At 54.3% G+C, this 17,882-nt stretch carries 15 protein-coding genes; 7 read left to right on the top strand and 8 right to left on the bottom strand.

The window, feature by feature from the left end:
- Window positions 1–37: 37 nt before the first annotated feature.
- Window positions 38–2,788 (bottom strand): adenylate/guanylate cyclase domain-containing protein, encoded by a 2,751-nt coding sequence (locus COHPA_RS24685; RefSeq protein ID WP_027088174.1) that lies wholly within the window; start codon window positions 2,786–2,788, stop codon window positions 38–40.
- A gap of 209 nt (window positions 2,789–2,997) precedes the next feature.
- On the opposite strand from COHPA_RS24685, the gene COHPA_RS0121300 reads away from it, so the two are divergent.
- From COHPA_RS0121300 to COHPA_RS0121265, 7 genes are all read left to right on the top strand, one after another.
- Window positions 2,998–3,384, top strand: coding sequence for a DUF4280 domain-containing protein (locus COHPA_RS0121300; RefSeq protein ID WP_035121630.1), 387 nt, complete (start codon window positions 2,998–3,000; stop codon window positions 3,382–3,384).
- Window positions 3,385–5,235, top strand: coding sequence for an MORN repeat-containing protein (locus tag COHPA_RS0121295; protein WP_027088172.1), 1,851 nt, complete (start codon window positions 3,385–3,387; stop codon window positions 5,233–5,235). It begins immediately after the preceding gene.
- 142 nt (window positions 5,236–5,377) lie between these two features.
- Window positions 5,378–6,034 (top strand): 3'-5' exonuclease, encoded by a 657-nt coding sequence (locus tag COHPA_RS0121290; RefSeq protein WP_027088171.1) that lies wholly within the window; start codon window positions 5,378–5,380, stop codon window positions 6,032–6,034.
- Between the two features lie 603 nt (window positions 6,035–6,637).
- Window positions 6,638–6,904 carry a hypothetical protein gene (locus COHPA_RS25735; RefSeq protein ID WP_156926718.1) on the top strand — a complete coding sequence of 89 codons (267 nt, stop codon included), beginning with the start codon at window positions 6,638–6,640 and terminating at the stop codon, window positions 6,902–6,904.
- A 136-nt stretch (window positions 6,905–7,040) separates the two neighbouring features.
- Entirely contained in the window at window positions 7,041–7,655 is a 615-nt protein-coding gene (locus COHPA_RS0121275; protein WP_027088169.1) for a hypothetical protein, read from the top strand.
- A 94-nt stretch (window positions 7,656–7,749) separates the two neighbouring features.
- The gene (locus tag COHPA_RS0121270) at window positions 7,750–8,700 is read left to right on the top strand and encodes a matrixin family metalloprotease (protein WP_027088168.1); all 951 of its coding nucleotides are present in this window, start codon (window positions 7,750–7,752) and stop codon (window positions 8,698–8,700) included.
- Between the two features lie 31 nt (window positions 8,701–8,731).
- Entirely contained in the window at window positions 8,732–9,118 is a 387-nt protein-coding gene (locus COHPA_RS0121265) for a hypothetical protein (RefSeq protein ID WP_027088167.1), read from the top strand.
- A 119-nt stretch (window positions 9,119–9,237) separates the two neighbouring features.
- Here the strand turns inward: COHPA_RS0121265 and COHPA_RS0121260 are convergent, their stop codons facing one another.
- From COHPA_RS0121260 to COHPA_RS0121225, 7 genes are all read right to left on the bottom strand, one after another.
- Window positions 9,238–10,842, bottom strand: coding sequence for a hypothetical protein (locus COHPA_RS0121260; protein ID WP_027088166.1), 1,605 nt, complete (start codon window positions 10,840–10,842; stop codon window positions 9,238–9,240).
- Window positions 10,843–10,910: 68 nt separating this feature from the next.
- Window positions 10,911–11,729, bottom strand: coding sequence for an NlpC/P60 family protein (locus COHPA_RS0121255; protein ID WP_027088165.1), 819 nt, complete (start codon window positions 11,727–11,729; stop codon window positions 10,911–10,913).
- Window positions 11,730–11,884: 155 nt separating this feature from the next.
- Window positions 11,885–12,727: a right-handed parallel beta-helix repeat-containing protein gene (locus COHPA_RS0121250; protein ID WP_027088164.1), complete on the bottom strand. Its 843-nt coding sequence runs from the start codon at window positions 12,725–12,727 to the stop codon at window positions 11,885–11,887.
- Between the two features lie 105 nt (window positions 12,728–12,832).
- Complete coding sequence (locus COHPA_RS0121245) at window positions 12,833–15,229, bottom strand: right-handed parallel beta-helix repeat-containing protein (protein WP_027088163.1); 2,397 nt, start codon at window positions 15,227–15,229, stop codon at window positions 12,833–12,835.
- A gap of 386 nt (window positions 15,230–15,615) precedes the next feature.
- Window positions 15,616–16,503, bottom strand: coding sequence for an urease accessory protein UreD (locus COHPA_RS0121235; RefSeq protein ID WP_027088162.1), 888 nt, complete (start codon window positions 16,501–16,503; stop codon window positions 15,616–15,618).
- Window positions 16,487–17,161 (bottom strand): urease accessory protein UreG, encoded by a 675-nt coding sequence (gene ureG, locus COHPA_RS0121230; protein WP_027088161.1) that lies wholly within the window; start codon window positions 17,159–17,161, stop codon window positions 16,487–16,489. The genes COHPA_RS0121235 and ureG overlap by 17 nt, the downstream gene beginning before the upstream one ends.
- 31 nt (window positions 17,162–17,192) lie before the next feature.
- Complete coding sequence (locus COHPA_RS0121225) at window positions 17,193–17,867, bottom strand: urease accessory protein UreF (RefSeq protein ID WP_027088160.1); 675 nt, start codon at window positions 17,865–17,867, stop codon at window positions 17,193–17,195.
- Window positions 17,868–17,882: the final 15 nt, after the last annotated feature.

Genomic DNA, 17,882 nt, shown 5'->3' with positions numbered 1-17,882 from the left:
ACCGTTCGCATGGCCGGCTAAGCCGAGCGTCTGTAGATCAGATGGCGAGCGTTCCGTTCCATCCGGCATGAACGCCTTTCTGGTAATATTCATCGCACAAGTAGAAGTACAGCTTCGCCGCCTTGTCGAGCCGATTGTGCTTGATCACTTCCACGAAAGTCTCGCGCGCGTCGAAAAACCTTCCTTCTTGGCAGAGCAGCAATCCCCGTTCGAACAGCGCTTTCGTCCGGTCCTTCGCCTGGCGGACCGTATCCGGATCTCCTTCGTAGACGTCGATCAGCTCGACGGCTTCGCCGTGACCTTCAGGCGTAATTCTGCCGAGCGAGCGGTGACGGAATCTCTCCGGCTCCCTTAACTGTTCGAAGAACGCCCTCGTCACGAGCACCGAGCTCCCGAGCTCCGCGGAAAGCTTCTCGAGCACGGCGGTCAGGCGGACGTCGTCGGAGATGACGTTGCCTTCCCATCTCCGTTCTTCCCCGATGATGCCCAGCATGAGCGGTCCTTTGTGAATCGCGATACCGATGTCTACCTGCTCGTAGCCCGCTCTTCGGCGACCTTCGTTGTAGAGAATGAGCTCTCTGCGGATCTTGACCGCGGATTTCAGCGCTTGCTCCGCATAGCCGGGGAATAACGCCATAAACCCTGCGCCGAGATATTTGCTGATCAGTCCGTCTTCCTCGCGCACGATCGGTCCGAACCGCCGAAGGAACGAATTCATGAAGTTGAAGTTTTCCTTCGGAGTCAACGTTTGCGCGAAGCGGTGGAAATCTCTTAAGTCGGCGACCATGACCGTCATGTTCTGTTGCACCTGGTCGCCGAGGCGAATGTCCAGAATGCCCTTCTTTCCGAGCGATTTGAAAATTTGCTGGGGCACGAACCGGAACGAAGCTTCGGAGAATTGCGTAATGTCCGCGATATATTGCCGGATGTACTTCGCCATGCGGTTGAACTGCTCGCCTAGGTCGCCTACCTCGTCGCGGCTTCTCAGCTTCACGTTCGTGTCCCAATTGCCGTCCGCCATTGCGATGACGCTCCTCTGCAGCTTGCGCAAAGAAGACAATAAGATGAAGGTGACGAGCAAAATGACGAACAGCAGCACCGACGTAATGATGACGATATTCTGGACGATGCTCTCGTAAATCTTGTGGTTAGACTGGGCGAGAACGCTCATATCGCGGCCTGTCTCATAAATGCCGACGACGTTCCCCGACTTGTCGTATACCGGGCCGATCGCGTACAGCCACTTGCCGTTGGCGTCCTCCCATTGACCCGACTTCACGAAGCCTTCGGCACGAACGGCTTCGTTCTCCTCGTTCGTCTCGAACGGCTTGAACATATTAACTCCGTCGTCATCGTCCATAATGATGTACAGCTTGCCGTCCTCGTACTTGTACAGCGTGCTGTACAAGCCCTGGCGGTCCGCTTTGTACTCGCCTTCGAACAGAAAGTTCATTTTGGCGCGTATCGCGTTATAATCGTCGTTCCGGAAATCCTCCGGAGACTGGATGCGCAAGAGCGCATCTCCGTCGATCAAGTTTTGTCCGTTGCGCGCGAGCAAAGACAGCTCCCGCTGCATCTCTTGCTCCATGCGCGCGGAGAAGCTGTCATAGATGAAGTTCGCGAGCAAGAACATGCAGACGACGATGATCGGCGTCGAAATCAAGATTTGTTTGAAGAAAAGCGACATTCTGCGGTTGAGCGTATGGATATATACCGCCCTGACGCCGTAGAGGACCAGCCCCGCCGCCGCGAGCAGCAGCGTCCACCTGATCCATGTCGACGTTCTCTCGTCCTTGGAGTATTTCGCATCCGACCATGTCCCGGCCAGCTTCGCATTCGCATCGAACTGAAGCACGCGGTCGTTCAGAACGGCGATGAAACCGCCCTCCGCAGTCGAGACGACATCCATGAGCTCGTAGCCTTCCGCGCCGAACGCGGACCGTTCTAAATCTTCGTTCGCCGCCGCCACGCGAAGTCCGTTATCCCTTCCGGGCTCCAATACGGTGACCGCGTTGAGCGACCTGTCGACGAACGTTAAGCGCCCTTCCTGGTCGAGCGACAACCGCTCGGGGAAATTTTTGCGCGTGCGCTCCATAAGGTCCAGCGGATAGACGAGTTTGGTCTCCCCGTTCTCGAACACCTGGTATATGGCGCCTTTCTTCGTCGAATAGAAAATTCGACCCGGGCTCGTCCCGACGATCTCGGACAAATACCGGTTGCTCGGAAGCGAGAACATGAACGGCTTTTCCGCTTGGCCGCCGGATAGCGATACCCGCATGAGCGTTACCTTGTCCTCTTCCGCGACGAAGAAGGTCAAGTCGTTATGCGCGACGCGAAGCCCCTTCAACTGGCCTATGCGCTTGCCGCTCCCGTTGCCTTCCCATTCGAACAGCACGGTCCGGTTATGCCCGGCCGCGTCGTATCGCACGATTTGTTCCTGAACCACGTATAAGCCGTAATCGTCCAGCACGGTGTCGAGCGCGTAGAGGTTCCCCGCCCCGTCCGTCGCGATTTCCGTGAAGTCTCGGCGCTGGTCCCGTTCCGCCTTGGATCTCGTAACCTCCGCTTGCAGCACGCCGTCCGAGGAAAGCTTCACGATCCGCTGCTTGGAATCGCTGATGGCTACGATCGAAGCATCCGGGCTTTCCGCAGCTCGCGACAAATTCTGAAGCTCGAAGTGGTTGACCCAAGGACCGCTCTCCAGCCCTTTATCCGAATCGATCCGATAGAGACACAACGCCGCGAGCGCTAAAGAGAATAACAATAGTAGGGGAGCAAGCTTTTTCATAGAATCGGATGCCCACATCCTTATTTGACAATAATCTCTACGAGACAATCAATTACAGAAATCTAGTAATTCCCATCGTACTATATGTCCCGTTTATTTACATCCTATTTCTATTAAAAAATGACATTTATCGAGCGATGATGTAGTATAGAGGAATAATATGCCTCGAGAAGGGCATGGCCTTCGGACGCCATGCGGAAGGAGTTGCCATGGGACAGCTCGTATGCGGAGGAGCCGCGCTGCAATGCTCGTTCGGACTCGCGCCGGGGATGCTGAACGTGCTTCCGGTCAACCGGACGATGACCGCTATGCCAATCGCCAACATCATGGACAATAAGCCGTTCGTGAACATCACTCCGTTCGGCATGTGCCAATCGATGGCTAACCCCGCCGTCGCGTCCGCGACCGCAGCCGCGCTCGGCGTCCTGACGCCGATGCCTTGCACGCCGGTTACCGCAGCCCCATGGGTTCCAGGCTCTCCGACCGTTCTGGTCTCCAACTTCCCGGCGCTGAACAATTCCTCCAAGTGCATGTGCAACTTCGGCGGAGTCATCCAAATCGTCAATCCTGGACAAGTTACGATACAGGTGCCCTAAATGATCGAACAAATCGTCAAACCGTTCATTAAACCGATCCAGAAAAAAATATTGATGCCCCTCAAGAAAGCAAAGACGCTGCCGAAGCTCTTCCTTAAATGGCTCGTCAAATGGATGAAATCCGTTCTCGGGGGACGGCTTCGCTCGCTAGACAACTATTGGCGGTTCGGCACGGTCTACATCGCCAAGAAATTGTTCGTCTTTATCCTGCTCATCTCGCTCGTGCTCGTCTTCTTCATCTTCATCAAGCCCCCTAAATTCGTCGACAAATGGTTCGCGAAGACGCCTAAGATCGAAGCTTCGGCCGCCATGGCGCAAGGACTGACCGGACCGGCCGTTATCTTGGACGAGGAAGGCAACAAGCTGTACGAAGGTCCGCTTGAAGCGGGACAATTCTCCGGCGCGGGCAAGCTGTTCGCGCCGGACGGCACGCTAATCTACATCGGCGACTTCGCCAAAGGGCTGAAGAACGGCAAAGGCGAGCGATTCCGATCGGACGGCACGCTGCTGTACCGAGGACAATTCGTCGACGACCAGTACTCGGGCTCGGGCACGTTGTTCGCCGAGGATGGAAGCATCGTCTACGAGGGCGCGTTCTTACTGGGGAAATACGAAGGAGAAGGAACGCTCTATTCCGCGAAGGAAGTTCCTCAATACGCGGGCGCGTTCGTCATGGGAATCTATCAAGGGGAAGGCAAGCTGTACGATGCCGCCGGCAAGCTCGTATACGAGGGCGCGTTCAACGCGGGGCAATACGAAGGCGCAGGCAAGCTGTACGGACCGGACGGAAAGCTTCGGTACGAGGGCAATTTTCTCGGCGGCGTTAAGTCCGGGGAAGGAACGGAATACGACCCGAACGGCGTTGCGATCTATAAAGGATTATTCCAATTGGACGAATTTCACGGAGAAGGTTCCTTGATGAACGCATCGGGGACGGTCATTTACACGGGACGCTTCGCCATGGGCCTCAGGGACGGCGACGGTCAAGCATTCAACGACGCCGGCATCCCGGTCTACGCGGGTAAATTCCGCGAAGACGCATACGAAGGCGTCGGCACGCTGTTCGACGCGGACGGGGTCGCGGTTTACAAAGGTTTCTTCCGCGGCGGACAGATCGAAATCTCCGGATTCCTCGGCCTCTCCGCTTCCAAACTGACCGAGCTGCTCGGCCCGGCCGACGCGCCGCTCATGGAAGAATCGCCGCCGGAAGAAATTCCGTTGGAAGAAATTCCGTTGGAGGAAGAGCCTACGAACGAAGTACCTCAAGAAGCAACGCCGAACGAATCTCCGGATTCCGGGGCGGACGATAAAGCGGATTCCGAGTCCGGCGCTATAACGGATAAAGCGGCGACTTCGAACGAGAACGAGACTACGACCGAGAATGTGACCGAGAACGAGAATGGGGCCGCAACCCCGAATGAAGCCGAACCTTCGAACGCAAACGCGAACGGAGCCGACGCCAATGCCGACGCGGCGATCGATACGCCGAAGAATTCTTCGTCCGTCACCGCGCAAGCTTTGGCGACGGACGAGACTGCCGAAGCGCCGGCTGCGACGGAAGAGAGCCCGCCTCCGATCTCGTCGACGTATTCCGCGCATAGCTTATCCTTTACGCTGGAAGCCGATCCGGACAATCCGGAAGCCTATTCGGTAACCGAAATTCGGACGTGGAATCCCATCGTTCTCCAAGCCGTCTCGAACCGGCTTAAGGCGGACGGCCGGACGGGAATCAAGACGCCGTTGACCGGCAGCAAGCACGAGCTTACTAACGCATGGAACGACGTCATCTACGTGTTCATCTTCAATAAAGACGTTCCCGTTCGTCTGACGGCGAGACCGATCGAACGATAGCCAACGTTATCCAAACCGATCGTAAGAGCCCCGATCTCGGGGTTCTTATTTTTTTGCGTTCATCCCCTGACAAAACGACTTCGGAAGTCTATAATAACAAGGATACGTATTCCATCCATCGATTGTTCTTGAGGTGCATGAAGTGACCATTATCGTATACGATCTTGAAATGACGGTGAGACGCAAGAAAGGGCAGATCGCCGAAATCATAGAAATCGGGGCCGTGAAAGTCGGTTTAGTCGACGAGGCGCCGCAGATTATCTCGACTTTTCAATCGTTCGTCAGGCCGGTTGTCGTGCCGCAGCTTACAGCGGATACGACGGCGTTCACCGGGATTAAGCAGGATGACGTTAACGCTGCCGGAACATTAGCCCAGGTTGTCCGCCATTTTATCGAATGGATCGGTCCGGAGGAATATTTCTTGTGCGCGTGGGGACCGGACGATCAACGCCAGTTCGTGCAAGAATGCCGACAAAATCAGATTTCGACCGACTGGATCGTCAACCATAACAACTTGCAGAAGATGCTATCCAAGATTTACAAGCTAGAGAAGCATCAGCAGATGGGCCTCAAGCCCGCGCTCGAAATGCTCGAAATCCCGTTCGAGGGCTCCCATCACCGCGCGTTGGACGACGCGATGAATACCGCGCAAATTCTCGTGAAGCTCTACGACAAGCTGCAATTCAAGCATAATAAAATTAGCGACGAAGCGAAGGTCGAGAGCGAGGTCGTATACAAGACGGACCACTACGAGAACCTGCCGTTCGCGAGCCTCGCCAACTTGCTTCCTAAAGAATAATCGATCAGGAGGCCTCTGCCCCTCTTATCCGGGCAATGAGCCGCCGCTTCTCTTCGAACTGCGAACCGCAAGACGGTCACTTTTTTCAAAGTGACCGTCTTGCGGTTTTTTGTTTTTTCACGTTAGCGCATCCATCCGACTACTCCAATGGATTCAATGAGGGTGTCTCTATTCAGGCATCCTTTGAAATTCGGACCCTAAGAACTAGTGCAATCTTACCTTTTTAGACCTTTTTAGTTCTAAAAAAATTATTTTCTACATTATTTTCATCATTTTGGTTGTTAATCTACTTAATGTGATTCCAATTACTTATGAGGGAACAATTTCCACTTTAAGGGGGTTTGTTGTAATGTTGAGCGCGGAATTGGAGCAAAAGGGCAAAACGGCGCTGCGCCGCATTTTCTGGCGAATGATCTATCACGAGAAAAAGAAACGCAAGCGAGAATGCCCGCTCTTGGATAGGATGAGAGACCCATTCCCTTACAGCTATGAAACCGAAAGCCGGATTCACCTATCCGATCTGATCGATTCACTGCCATCGCCTGAAGCCAAATATATCATTCAGAAAACCGTATTCGACGGATTTAAGGAGTGGGAAGTAGCATGCGAGTTGAAGATTTCCCAGCAGGCCGTGAACAAAAGCAAGCGAAAACATCTCGCCCTGCTGGCGAAGAAACTATATCCATAGACCATCTGCTTGAATTGGCCAAACGCAAGGACTCCGAAGCGTTGGAAGCTCTGCTTGCCTTTTTCGAGAAAGATATCGACATTCTAGCGCGAAAAGCCAAACACATAGGGATTCCGGAGGACGAGGCCAAACAGTTTATCTTATTGTATTTTATCGAACTATTAGTGGAGGGAAAATTATAAATCGAAAAAAAATTTTGCCGAAAGGTTGTAATCCTGCCTCCGAAGTTTCCCTTTAAGACAGAGACGCAGGGGCAAGGGCACCCGGGACCGGCGCTTTCGGCGAATCTCGAATCCTATAACAACGGAGGTTGTACTCATGAATTACGCTCTTAACATTATGTTCGACGACAAGGACCTGCTCGACATTTACGATGCGAAACAAAGCGTCACGCTGATCAAGCAAACGTTCTCGACCACTTCCAACAACTCCTCGGTCGCTTGGGTCACGTTCAATCCTTTCGAAATCAACAACGTGAACTGGGAAGAAAACTACACCGTGTACGCCTCCACCACTCAGGTGCAGAATGGCGCTTCCATTCTCAAATCGTCCTATACGGACGCGGTCGACGGATTCGTATACAACTTCGGCTCCGGCGTGTTCTTGAAAAATCCGAACCTCTCCACGGATGCCGATTCCTACGAAATCATCAACACGACGAACGGCAAGCTGACCTTCGGTCTGGCCCAGGACGTCAAGGTGAACGGCAATTCCGTCCAAGCCGCTCCGATCAACGCGGCAACGGTCCTCGCCGGACAGAATGCTATCTTCACGCCGCTTGAGAAGGTTCAAATTCTGTTGCAATCCAACGTTCAAGACGGTCTCGTTCTGACGTCCGTCTCGAGCCAAATCTTCACGGCTACGCTCGGCAACGGCGTGAACAGCGTATCTGTCAAGTACAACGGTCTCACCGGCCAGTTCGTTCAAGTCTAACCGATCTGTCCTCCGAATCATGACGACAGGGGCTCGCGGTCACGCGGCCCCTGCTCTATCCCCGCCATTCGACCCCCTCAAAGGAGCTGAATTTATGCCCACTCCGCTTAACGGAAGGAAATACGCCACTTCCTCGGCAACCTTCAATAACACTGGATCGCAGACGGCTCGCTGGACAACGGCGGCCGGCAACTGGAATTCGGCCACTAACTTCAAATTCACGGCCGGCGCAAGCACGACTTTCGTCGCAAACGATGTCAACGACAACACGGTAACCTGGGACGGCATCACGAACACGACTTGGACGACGGCGACGGGCATTATTACGGACAATAAGTGCTTTCTCAACACCTACTACACCTCGCAAACCCGCTATACGCAGGACATCGTGAACGGCATCGCGACGCATGAATTCGGACATGCCATCGGTCTGGATCACAGTACCAGCAATGCATCGGTCATGTTCCCTTACACGTTTACAGTCGAAGGAGCAGCGGCACGCCCCAACGTCCCCGGCTCTGACGATATCGCGGCGATTAACAGCATCTATGCCGCCTCGGCCTCCAGCGCGACGACTTCCTCTCCGTCCGACAACACGACGGTTTCTTTGCACCCGAGCTGGGCGTATCACTACGGCGATATCAATCAGCTGTACAAGCATGCGGATCTCGCCGTCATCGGCGTTATCACCCACAATCATAAGCCGGTCAAACTCGGAGAGCACCCGTTCCACCATTATTCGCCGAGCAGCCTTAAAGTGGAAGTCGTTCTCAAAGGCGACGACCGCTTGACGAATACGGAAATCCTCTTGCGCCAGCTAGGCGGCGAAATAGGCGGCGTTCGCGTCATCTCCGACGCCTCCACACCGCTCAAGAAAGACCAACGCTTCCTCCTTTTCTTGAAGAAAAGCGTTTTCGGCTATTACCCGATCAACGAGAACGAAGGCATATTTAATTGTTTCCAACCCGAGCACATCTTCACCAACCTCGCATCCGGTCAGTCGTTCGGCAAGCACGAATTAATGCCGCCGGACATGCGCCGTTAACATATTCCCCCTCGGAAAGGCGGTGTAGCGCATGCCATGGCTGCAACGTAAAGAAATCCAGGTTCTCCTCGTTTCATTCCTCATCCAGCTAGGAATCTTGATCGCGCTCGAGAAGCTGACCCCCATTACGGCTTCGACCGGCTTCCTGATCATGCTCGTCGTAACCCTGTTCATGAGCTGGCTGGATCAAGGATTCCTCGGCTTTCAGATCGGTTACCTGCATCTGCTGAAAGCCCTGCTGTTAGCGGCCGTAGCCATGTTTGCGATTTCCCAGCTTCTGTTGTCATGGGGATCGCTACAGGAGGCCGAGCGAGTCCTGTATTTGGTGACTGCCTCGATGGCGACGGTGAAATTGTTGATGACCTCCGTCCTCTACCGCTGCCGTTGCCTCTATTGCACCCAAAGCTCCTTTGATTGACCCCCTGCACCGCTTCCTCTATTGCACGATATAAACCCGCTTTCGTTGAAGCCTAAGCAGCCAGTTACCGATATTCAATCGGTGACTGGTTGTTTCGCGTCGCTTGAATACAAAAGGAATTATTGCGGTTCGTAATCGATTGAATTTTCCTTCAGGCTCCACTTTGCTTCCTCAACGTTATACCCTAGCGACTTCCATTCCTCCCACCACTCCAGGAAGGTATGTTTCGTTCCTCCGCTCCACATCGCCTTATAGATATCCGCTAACGGCGCAGTGAAATGATCCAGAGCATCGGGGACATCATCATATACGTCCCAGAGCGCGCCGGCCACCCTTCCCTCCACCATATCCCCGCGCTCGAAGATCGTTGTCGTTTCCAAATCGACTACCACTCCGTTCGGGAATTCGAAGATGCCGTTGGTGAACAAGGCCGGGATAAAAATCGCCCAACCTTCGACCCAAGCGCAGCCTTGGCTGCTGACCTTGTAGATATTGTGCTGAGAGCAATTCGGATGATCAGGCATCTCTTGGTACAGATTGTACATATACAAATGCGTGATTTCATGCATGGTCACATTATAGTCGGGCGCATTCTTGTAGATATACACCGAACCGCTGTTATGGCGGCCATAACCGTCCATCACGGAATCGTAGAATACATTGTTCGCCGACTTCGGGCTTTTGCCGGCATGGAGAAACAGGTTTCTAACGGACACGATATCGTCATAAATTTTAAACGCGTCATTGACTGCAGTATGATCCGTCAACGTTGCATCCATCTTTTGATTTTCTCCCGGGCTCCGGTTGCTGAAGAGAGCGCTCGCATGCCATGTATGATTTCCGTCATTGACGTTCTTCACGTTCGCAAACGAACTTTGCGTGTACACGATGACTTGCCACCAAGCCGTTTTGAGCCCTTCCGGATACTTCATAAGCCAATTCCCGTTATCGTTCGTATGCGTTTCCCCCAATATTCTCCACGCCGACCCCGTATAATACCTTACGACCACTTTTGCGTTACGGATTGTTTTCTTCCGATGGGCTTTGTCATATGACTTCCAATTCCCGTAAAGATAGGGGCCCTGTATGACCGACGCATGATCGGAAAGGATAACTAGCCTATCCAAGTCAGGCTGGATGCCTGTCCCAAAACCGCTAATGGTTACTTCTCCCTCTCCCTTGTTGCTTGCCCTATCGCCTCGCGCGGGAGCATAACTCGGAATATAGGTGTCCCTCCAGCCTTTGGAAACCCCGCTTTCCGTAACCGTGAACAAGAGCTGCGTCCGCCCGCCAATCTTTCCGCTTTCCGTCGGCGCGCTCGTTGCTTGGATGATCAGCTCGTATTGACCTGTCGATAGGTCGTTAACGGTCAGCTCCCGCTGCAACGTTCCTCCTATCTCAAGCCCGGCATTGACGACCAGCCGTCCCGTTCCGATCTCATACGTGCCATACCGGTCCATGGACAGCTTGTTCAGCGTGTAAGCAATGTCCGTTCCGGCCCGTATGGCTTGCCGTGCGATTAAATCAACAGACATCGTGATATCCCACTTGGTCTCGTTCGTCTTCCGATAGTCCGAGATCTCCGTCTTTATCTCATAGTATTCGAATTTCTCATAGAAATCGGAATCTGCCGAAGCGATCTCCCGCTGTTCGTAAGACGCGCAGGCAAAACCCGCGAATAGGAATATAACTGATGAAAGAAGCAATAACACCTTGGCTTTCATGAACTTCCCTCCTCTATTTGAGGCAAAAATGAAGGGGCTGTCCATGATGGATCAGCCCCTCCATATCGCTACCGTGAAAGTTGCTTTAGTAATCTGCTCTCGATAAGTAATAATTTCTTGGTCGGCTCGAGTACGCGCGACTTAGGAATGACAGGCGGTTGCTGCTTATGATCGGGCAATTGATGGTTATAGAACGAGGCTATGGAAGGTAGCAAACGTCTGGCTGAATTGAAATTCTCTCCCCACGAAAAACGCAAATCGTTGATGATGCCGATTGCGGTCGGGTTACGCCCCGTGTCCTGATCCACTGTGCCGATGAAAGCAGGCTGGCCATTGTAAACGCCGATATAAATCGCGACATGGGTAATTTCCGTTCGATTGCCAGCCTTATCCGGTTTGGCCCAGGTTAGAATATCGCCGATTCTCAGCTTTTCCACTCCGCCAAGCGCGTAATATCTACCATCCGCCGTTTTCGCGGAATAGACGCCGTCTACCTTGGTGCCTACCGAATCGTAAGCTTTCGCGACATCCGTGATCGAATAGCCGAAATCTCCGTAAACAAGGGATACGAACTCGGAGCAGTCGGCCAAGCCATAGTTCAGATAAGAATCTTTCCCGCCACCGTAGACAATATAGCCGTACTCCATATACCAGAACGCCCGCTCCACCAGGCGGTCTACCGTACTGTTCTTGATTGCGGCGTTCGCCTTCCGGTACTGGTCGACCAATTTTAATTCGTCATTCTTATAATCGTCGTAGTATTTGATGTAATACTCTTTTGCTTGTTCCGGAGTCTTCGCGTACGCTCCCCATACCGTGGCAGGTTGCAGCGAGAATACAACCGCCGCGGAGAGCAATAACAACTTAGTCTTGGATAGACGCTTCAATGGCAACTCATCCCTTCGCTTGTTCGAAAATGAACATTTTTTGGTATTTTCATCTCGATCATACAGCTAAGGAAACCATTTTAATATCCTAAAAAAGTTGTAATATTTTGTCGGATTATGACGAAAGAACTACGACAAAAGGATGAACTTTCTGCTCAGTCAAGGGAATTCGCGACGATATCGCTGCCAAGCGCGCCGGGACGCAGCGGACCTGTCGTGTTATTCTGCACCGTGAGCCCATAGGCCGTTGCATTGACGTTATGATGCTCGGAACTGCCGACGACGCCGTTGCCGACAATCGTGTTCGATTCTATCGTGATGTCGCGGGAGGGATAGAATCGTCCGTCGCCATAAGGGACAACCTCGGAATTCACGTAGATGCCATTGCCGTTGTTCGTAACCGTACAGTTCGTAATTCGGATATGCTCTCCTCCCTCGATCGTGATGCCTGCCGATTTAGAATCCATTGTGCCGGTGGTGCCGTAATACCAGGATAACGGGTTGTTCCACAATCCGCCCCTGACCTCCAGGTTATCGATCCAAATATGGGATGGCCGGTAAGTCTCCAGCCGTCCGCCGGAGCGCTGCACGTTGATCGGGCCGCGAGCGAACTGCGGTCCCAGAAAGAGAGAATAAAGCGAATAGTATCCGCCGTTCGCATCGATGATCGGCTTCTCGCCATTGGGACCGTCCGATACTCCGTGCACTTCGATCGGCGCTGCGGCCGTGCCTTTGCTGGAGAGTAAAATCAATTCCCTGTATGGAGTCTCCTGCCAGTGGATATAAACCTTATCGCCGGGACCCAGCAAAGGCCACGGCACTTGTCCGAGCATCGTATACTGCCGGCCGGGGCCGACATGGATAATATCGACGCCTGCCGTTGCGGCCGAAGCGCGATTGGACTGCAAGACCGGGTTGAACAAACATGCGGCGGCAAGCGCAAGAGACAGGAGGACGATCACCCATTTGTTAGTGTTCATCTTAAAAGATCGAATCATTTATTAATTCCCTCCTACATATTGGAATGGAGAGCCGGAATTCGGCATTCCGGCTCGCAATGCTATTCGCAAGCTTGAAACCGCCCGGCGAAACGTGCGGCGCGATTACTCGAATCGGATCTCGTCGGCAAGCATGACGGTCGTACCGGCAGGCCATGCAGCGGCAAGCCGTTCGAAGTAAAAGCTGGCTACGCTGTTATCAAGTTGCTCCATGAACCCTTCCGGCAACGGAATCGTGACGGTCTGATAGTCGGTCGTTTCCGCAGGCGTGAAGTTCAGGGATGGCGCGCCCTCCCAGCTAACGCCGTTAAAGACGATGCGCATCGGGCTGCCGCCCGCGGTTTCTTGGCTCAGCTTCAACCGCATCACGAGTTGAGAAGGCGTAACGACGCTCATGTCCGCAGGCAAATCGTACAGGACGGGAACGGTACGGTCCCAGTTGTCCAGATCGTCGTAGCGAATGGCGTTGCCGCCTCCGTCGCCCAAGCCGTCTCCGACGTTGGCGGAGGAGCCTCCGGTTGGTAAGTCGGTGTCGAACAGAAAGTCGGATTGTTGTTCGTCGTACAAATATCCCGGAGCCGCGTACAAGGCAGGCGTTGAGACGATTACAGGCTCGCTCTCGGCTGAAATGTTGCCTGCCTTGTCGACGGCTTGGACGGTGAACGTGTAGACCTTGCCCGGTTTAACACCAATGTCGTAAGGAAAATAATTGATGGATGCGTAGTCGCTAAAGCTCGTTGTTCTCGTCGTAGAATACAGTAATCCGTTGCGATTGATATTATAGCTATAGATGCCCGACCCTCCAGGATCGTCTGAAACCGCGTCCCACTCAAGGTCTATTTGCGTTGTGGAGACGGACGTTGCCGTTAGGCCGACAGGCGCGTCGGGCGGCGTGATATCGGCCGGACCGGTACTGCCGAATTCGAACGCGCCGAGATCCAACGGACCGAATTCGATGCGCGGAATCGTTGAATGGGGTTGACCGTAGAAATCAAAGCTCTCCCGGTACGCGTACTCGCTCGTTGGCAGAAGCTCGGGCGTTAAGCTCGGCGATAGCGGTCCGCCGGCATTGATAGCGAGCGATCCGGCCCGTAAGCGAAAATAGGAAACAAAGGGGTCTAAATACCCGATATCATTGTTCGTCGGGCTGAATAGCTGTTCTGTCCCGGTGACGACGCCCGTCGGCACTTCCGATCCGGAGATCGACCAGCCGGGAGAGATCAAATTTACGCCGAGCTCGGCGTTGCCGATACCATTGCGCAGCAAGTATAATTCCGGCGAGGTTTGCCCCCAGAACGAAACGGAATAAAAAATATTATTCCGAACATCGACCGTCTGATTGTTGTCCGGCATGTCGAACAGACTGACATGCCAAACTTCCGATTGATTGGCTTGAACGAGAGTGGAATTGTGATAAAAATACAACGTTCCGTTACGCATGGCGGACGGGTTGACCGATTCGCCGCCCCAGCGGATCAGCTTGTCTGAAAGAAGACCGGGATTCTCCAAGGATATCTGCATATTATGAAAAGCGTTGCCGTATACATGCGCGGTGCCGAATCCCGGCTCCCCTGTAAGGATTGACGCCCCGTCGATCGGTTCGACTAATTCCAATAAAGGGGCATTAGCGAAGCCTTCGACTACATTGTACCGAAATAGGGTGCCCGAAGAGCGATCCTTGAATTGACTCCCTCTTGAACCATCGGCTAACGGAAAAAAATAGTTATGCTGTACCGTGATACCCGCCACTTCGGCGTAAATGCTGTGATCCTGATCGTTGCCGCGCAGAGGTCCGCCTTCATAACCGTTCAAATTAAATTCGTTGCCTTCGATAATCAGATCGCGCGTCACCTCATCCTCCGTACCTCCCGATACGGCCCAGACTCCCTGGCTGTTATTTTCTATGACGCAATTCCTGACGGTGACGTTGTCCGCTCCCTCGATATAGATGCCGGCCGTCGAAAGAGGATTGGGAAGGATATTTCCGTCCGGATCCTGCACCGTATTGCCGATTTTGCCGCCGCTTACCTTCAAACCGTCTATAACGATATGCTGCGGCTTATAACCGCTCGGCGCGCCAGCGGGCTTCTTGACGACGATGACGCCAAGACCGGCGTCGCCGAGAGCGGACGAGCTGCCTGCGTCGGCGTAATGCATATTGCCGGAATAGCTGGAATTATCGCCGCTAATGACCGGTCTCATATAAACATAAGGACCCGGGACGCCGATAATTTGAATCGGTTCGGATGCCGTGCCTTGGCCGGACAAAAGAATCTTTTCGTTGTACGGTTCCTCTCGCCAATGGATGTAGACGCGGTCTCCCGGTCCGAGAGTTTCCCATGGGAAAGCGCCTATCGTTTCGTACGCTTGACCGGGTCCGATATGGCGATCGGTCGCGGCTGAAGCACGGCCCGCGAGCCCGCTTCCGAATAGTCCGCCGGTCGCGATCAACAGCGCGAGCAGCAGGCGGACAATCGAGATGCCTTTCCTTGCGTTCTTCACGTCAACCATTCCTCCTCGAATAAATGGATTTTCATGCGCCGATTCCGGAGCAGGATGCTCCAGGCAGTAAATCGGGTCAAACTTCAACGTTCCGAGTATCGCTCCCTTCCTGTAAAATGACGGTTAAAGCCCCTTTATGTCGAATTCGGCGGGTTGCCTACGGAGCAAACGAAATGAAAGAATTTTCATATAATTTAAGGCGAAATTGACAATGTAAGCGATTACTTTTTGTGTAATAAACATTTTCTCCGTATTTTTTATTATTCCTGCCAGGTTAGTAAATTTTTTACGAGCTAGCAAATGCTATCATTCCGTAATATTCGACATCTCTCTGCCGGGTCCACATAACAATAGACCGCCGGGATTGTGTCCCGACGGTCTTTCCATTACTTATTTCGCAGCAACCGAAGCGGATCGGCATCGAGCAGCAGCTTCCTGGCGCCTTCCCATGCCGCGCGCAACAGCCGTTCCAGTCGCCATGCCGCCATTCCGGCCGCTTGTACGACTACGCCGTAGCGAGCGGTGTGCGAGACGCCCCATCGGACGTCCTCCTCTAGCTCGGGCAATGCGCTTAACCAACCGCGCAGTTGAGCAGCCGTAGCGGCGTTCACGCGATCCGAGAAGATGGAGAACGAGCCTACGTGCGTATATTCGCCGAAACACCCCGCGTTACGGAGCGGAAGCGCGTCCGGCTCCCAACGTTGCCTTTGGTAATGCGCAAGCTCGCCGTTATGCCTGACGGTTAGCCGGTTATCGTACGCCGCATAGGCGAACGACTCCCCTCGGGATAACCTGCCCGGACTGACGATCTCGCTCATGATGCAGATTGCCCCTTCCGCGAGGTCGATCTCGGTATCGCACAGAAATCGCGCGTCTCTGTACAGCATGACCGGCTCCGGCATCCATTCCAGGATGGCGTTCCGCTCCAGGGCGAAGCGCTGCGTTAAACGCGCATCGCCGCCGTCCTCGCAGGGATGCACACGGGTGTACGCTTGATTCGTCGCATACAGCCAAGTCCCCTCGCGCAACTGCCAATCGAATCGATAGCGATCTCCCTCCAGAAGCCCCGGAGAGACGTCCATCTGCACGACCGCCAATTGCTTCGCTCCGTTGGCGTCCTCATGGAACGTCTTCGCGATTTTCAGCGGCGACGTGTGGTACCGGGTTACCAATTCCGGACGGCCGCCCGCGTTACCGACGACGGCACGAAGCTCCGCGCGACGTACCGAGCCTGTTGCGGCAGCGGCTATCGCCGCGCTAGACGGCGGCCGCATGGCGGTCCGCTTCTTGCGCGACCCAGCCCGCCACGACGTCGAGTCCGTCGCCGCCGAACAAGTTCGTGAACACGAACGGCCGATCGCCGCGCATCCGCTTCGAGTCGTCCTCCATCACTTGCAAGCTCGCTCCGACGTGCGGAGCCAGATCGATCTTATTGATAATGAGCAGGTCCGATCGCATAATGCCGGGCCCGCCTTTACGCGGGATTTTCTCGCCTTGGGCGACGTCGATAATGTAGATGAACCGATCGACGAGCTCGGGGCTGAAGGCTGCCGCCAGGTTATCGCCTCCGCTCTCGATCAAGATCAGATCGAGGTCGGGAAACCGCCCTTCCAGCTCCTCGACCGCCTCGAAATTCATCGAAGCGTCCTCGCGGATCGCCGTGTGCGGGCAGCCGCCCGTCTCGACGCCGATGATCCGCTCGGAAGGCAAGCATCCCGTATCCGTCAAGATACGCGCATCTTCCTTCGTGTAGATGTCGTTCGTAATGACCGCCAAATTCAGCTGATCCTTCAATTGAAAAGCGAGCTGCTCGACCAGCTTTGTTTTGCCGGAGCCGACAGGACCGCCGATGCCGATCCGCATCGGTCTTCCCGGCGCCGCAGGCGGCGTCTCCCATTCATGGTGATGATGATCTCCTTGTCCTTGGCACATAGCGATCCCTCCGAATGATATCTATTTTGGTTTAAGACATGAACAACCTGGAATAGAGCGTCTCGTGGCGGATCATCGCCAGTTCCGCCAGCGGCATCGCGCCATAGGCTTCTTCCGGCGGCATCTCCCGCACGCTTGCCCAAGCTTCCCCGATTCGCGCGAACAGAGAAGCGGTAATCCGCTGCGCTTCCGTCTGCCCGATCGAGATGAGCCGCAATCCCGCGTTCACGGTCGTCGCCACGGAAGCGTACAGGTAACCTTCCGCCGCCCGATCGAGCGATACGCCGAGCTCCCTGCAGATGACGGCATAGGCGAGCGGGTAGCTGCCGAAGCAGCGGCCCGCTCGGGCCGCCTCCGCCACATGGCGGATCGCCAACTCCGGGAACAGCTCCGCCGCGAGTTTAAGCAGCCTTCGGCCCATTTTCTCCATGCCGTCCCTCGTCTCCGAGGCTACTCGCTGGTAATGAACGAACCGTTCAATGCCATAAGCGTAGTCGTCGCTGCCGATATAAGCCGCCTTCACGATCATCAGATCTCCGGTCGACCAGCCGTGACTCAGCATCGCTTCCAGATATGCCCGCAAGCCTGCGCCGTCCGTTATCGCGCCGTCTTGCACGAGCGTCTCCAATCCGAAGGAGTGAGAGAAGCCGCCGATCGGCAGCGCGGAATCGAGCAACAGCTGCACCGGTAGCCAGTTATCCGTCAAAGCCGCCAACCCCCG

This window comes from Cohnella panacarvi Gsoil 349, from assembly GCF_000515335.1.
In the GTDB taxonomy this organism is placed as follows: Bacteria; Bacillota; Bacilli; order Paenibacillales; family Paenibacillaceae; genus Cohnella; species Cohnella panacarvi.
This window is presented reverse-complemented; position numbering and strand designations above follow the sequence as displayed.

Excerpts from the sequence above, each read along its gene's own strand:
- COHPA_RS0121250 (WP_027088164.1), bottom strand. The coding sequence starts at position 12,727 with ATGATTCGATCTTTTAAGATGAACACTAACAAATGGGTGATCGTCCTC.
- COHPA_RS24685 (WP_027088174.1), bottom strand. The coding sequence starts at position 2,788 with ATGAAAAAGCTTGCTCCCCTACTATTGTTATTCTCTTTAGCGCTCGCG.
- COHPA_RS0121295 (WP_027088172.1), top strand. The coding sequence starts at position 3,385 with ATGATCGAACAAATCGTCAAACCGTTCATTAAACCGATCCAGAAAAAA.
- COHPA_RS0121275 (WP_027088169.1), top strand. The coding sequence starts at position 7,041 with ATGAATTACGCTCTTAACATTATGTTCGACGACAAGGACCTGCTCGAC.
- COHPA_RS0121265 (WP_027088167.1), top strand. The coding sequence starts at position 8,732 with ATGCCATGGCTGCAACGTAAAGAAATCCAGGTTCTCCTCGTTTCATTC.
- COHPA_RS0121235 (WP_027088162.1), bottom strand. The coding sequence starts at position 16,503 with ATGCGGCCGCCGTCTAGCGCGGCGATAGCCGCTGCCGCAACAGGCTCG.
- ureG (WP_027088161.1), bottom strand. The coding sequence starts at position 17,161 with ATGTGCCAAGGACAAGGAGATCATCATCACCATGAATGGGAGACGCCG.
- COHPA_RS0121270 (WP_027088168.1), top strand. The coding sequence starts at position 7,750 with ATGCCCACTCCGCTTAACGGAAGGAAATACGCCACTTCCTCGGCAACC.
- COHPA_RS0121300 (WP_035121630.1), top strand. The coding sequence starts at position 2,998 with ATGGGACAGCTCGTATGCGGAGGAGCCGCGCTGCAATGCTCGTTCGGA.
- COHPA_RS25735 (WP_156926718.1), top strand. The coding sequence starts at position 6,638 with ATGCGAGTTGAAGATTTCCCAGCAGGCCGTGAACAAAAGCAAGCGAAA.
- COHPA_RS0121260 (WP_027088166.1), bottom strand. The coding sequence starts at position 10,842 with ATGAAAGCCAAGGTGTTATTGCTTCTTTCATCAGTTATATTCCTATTC.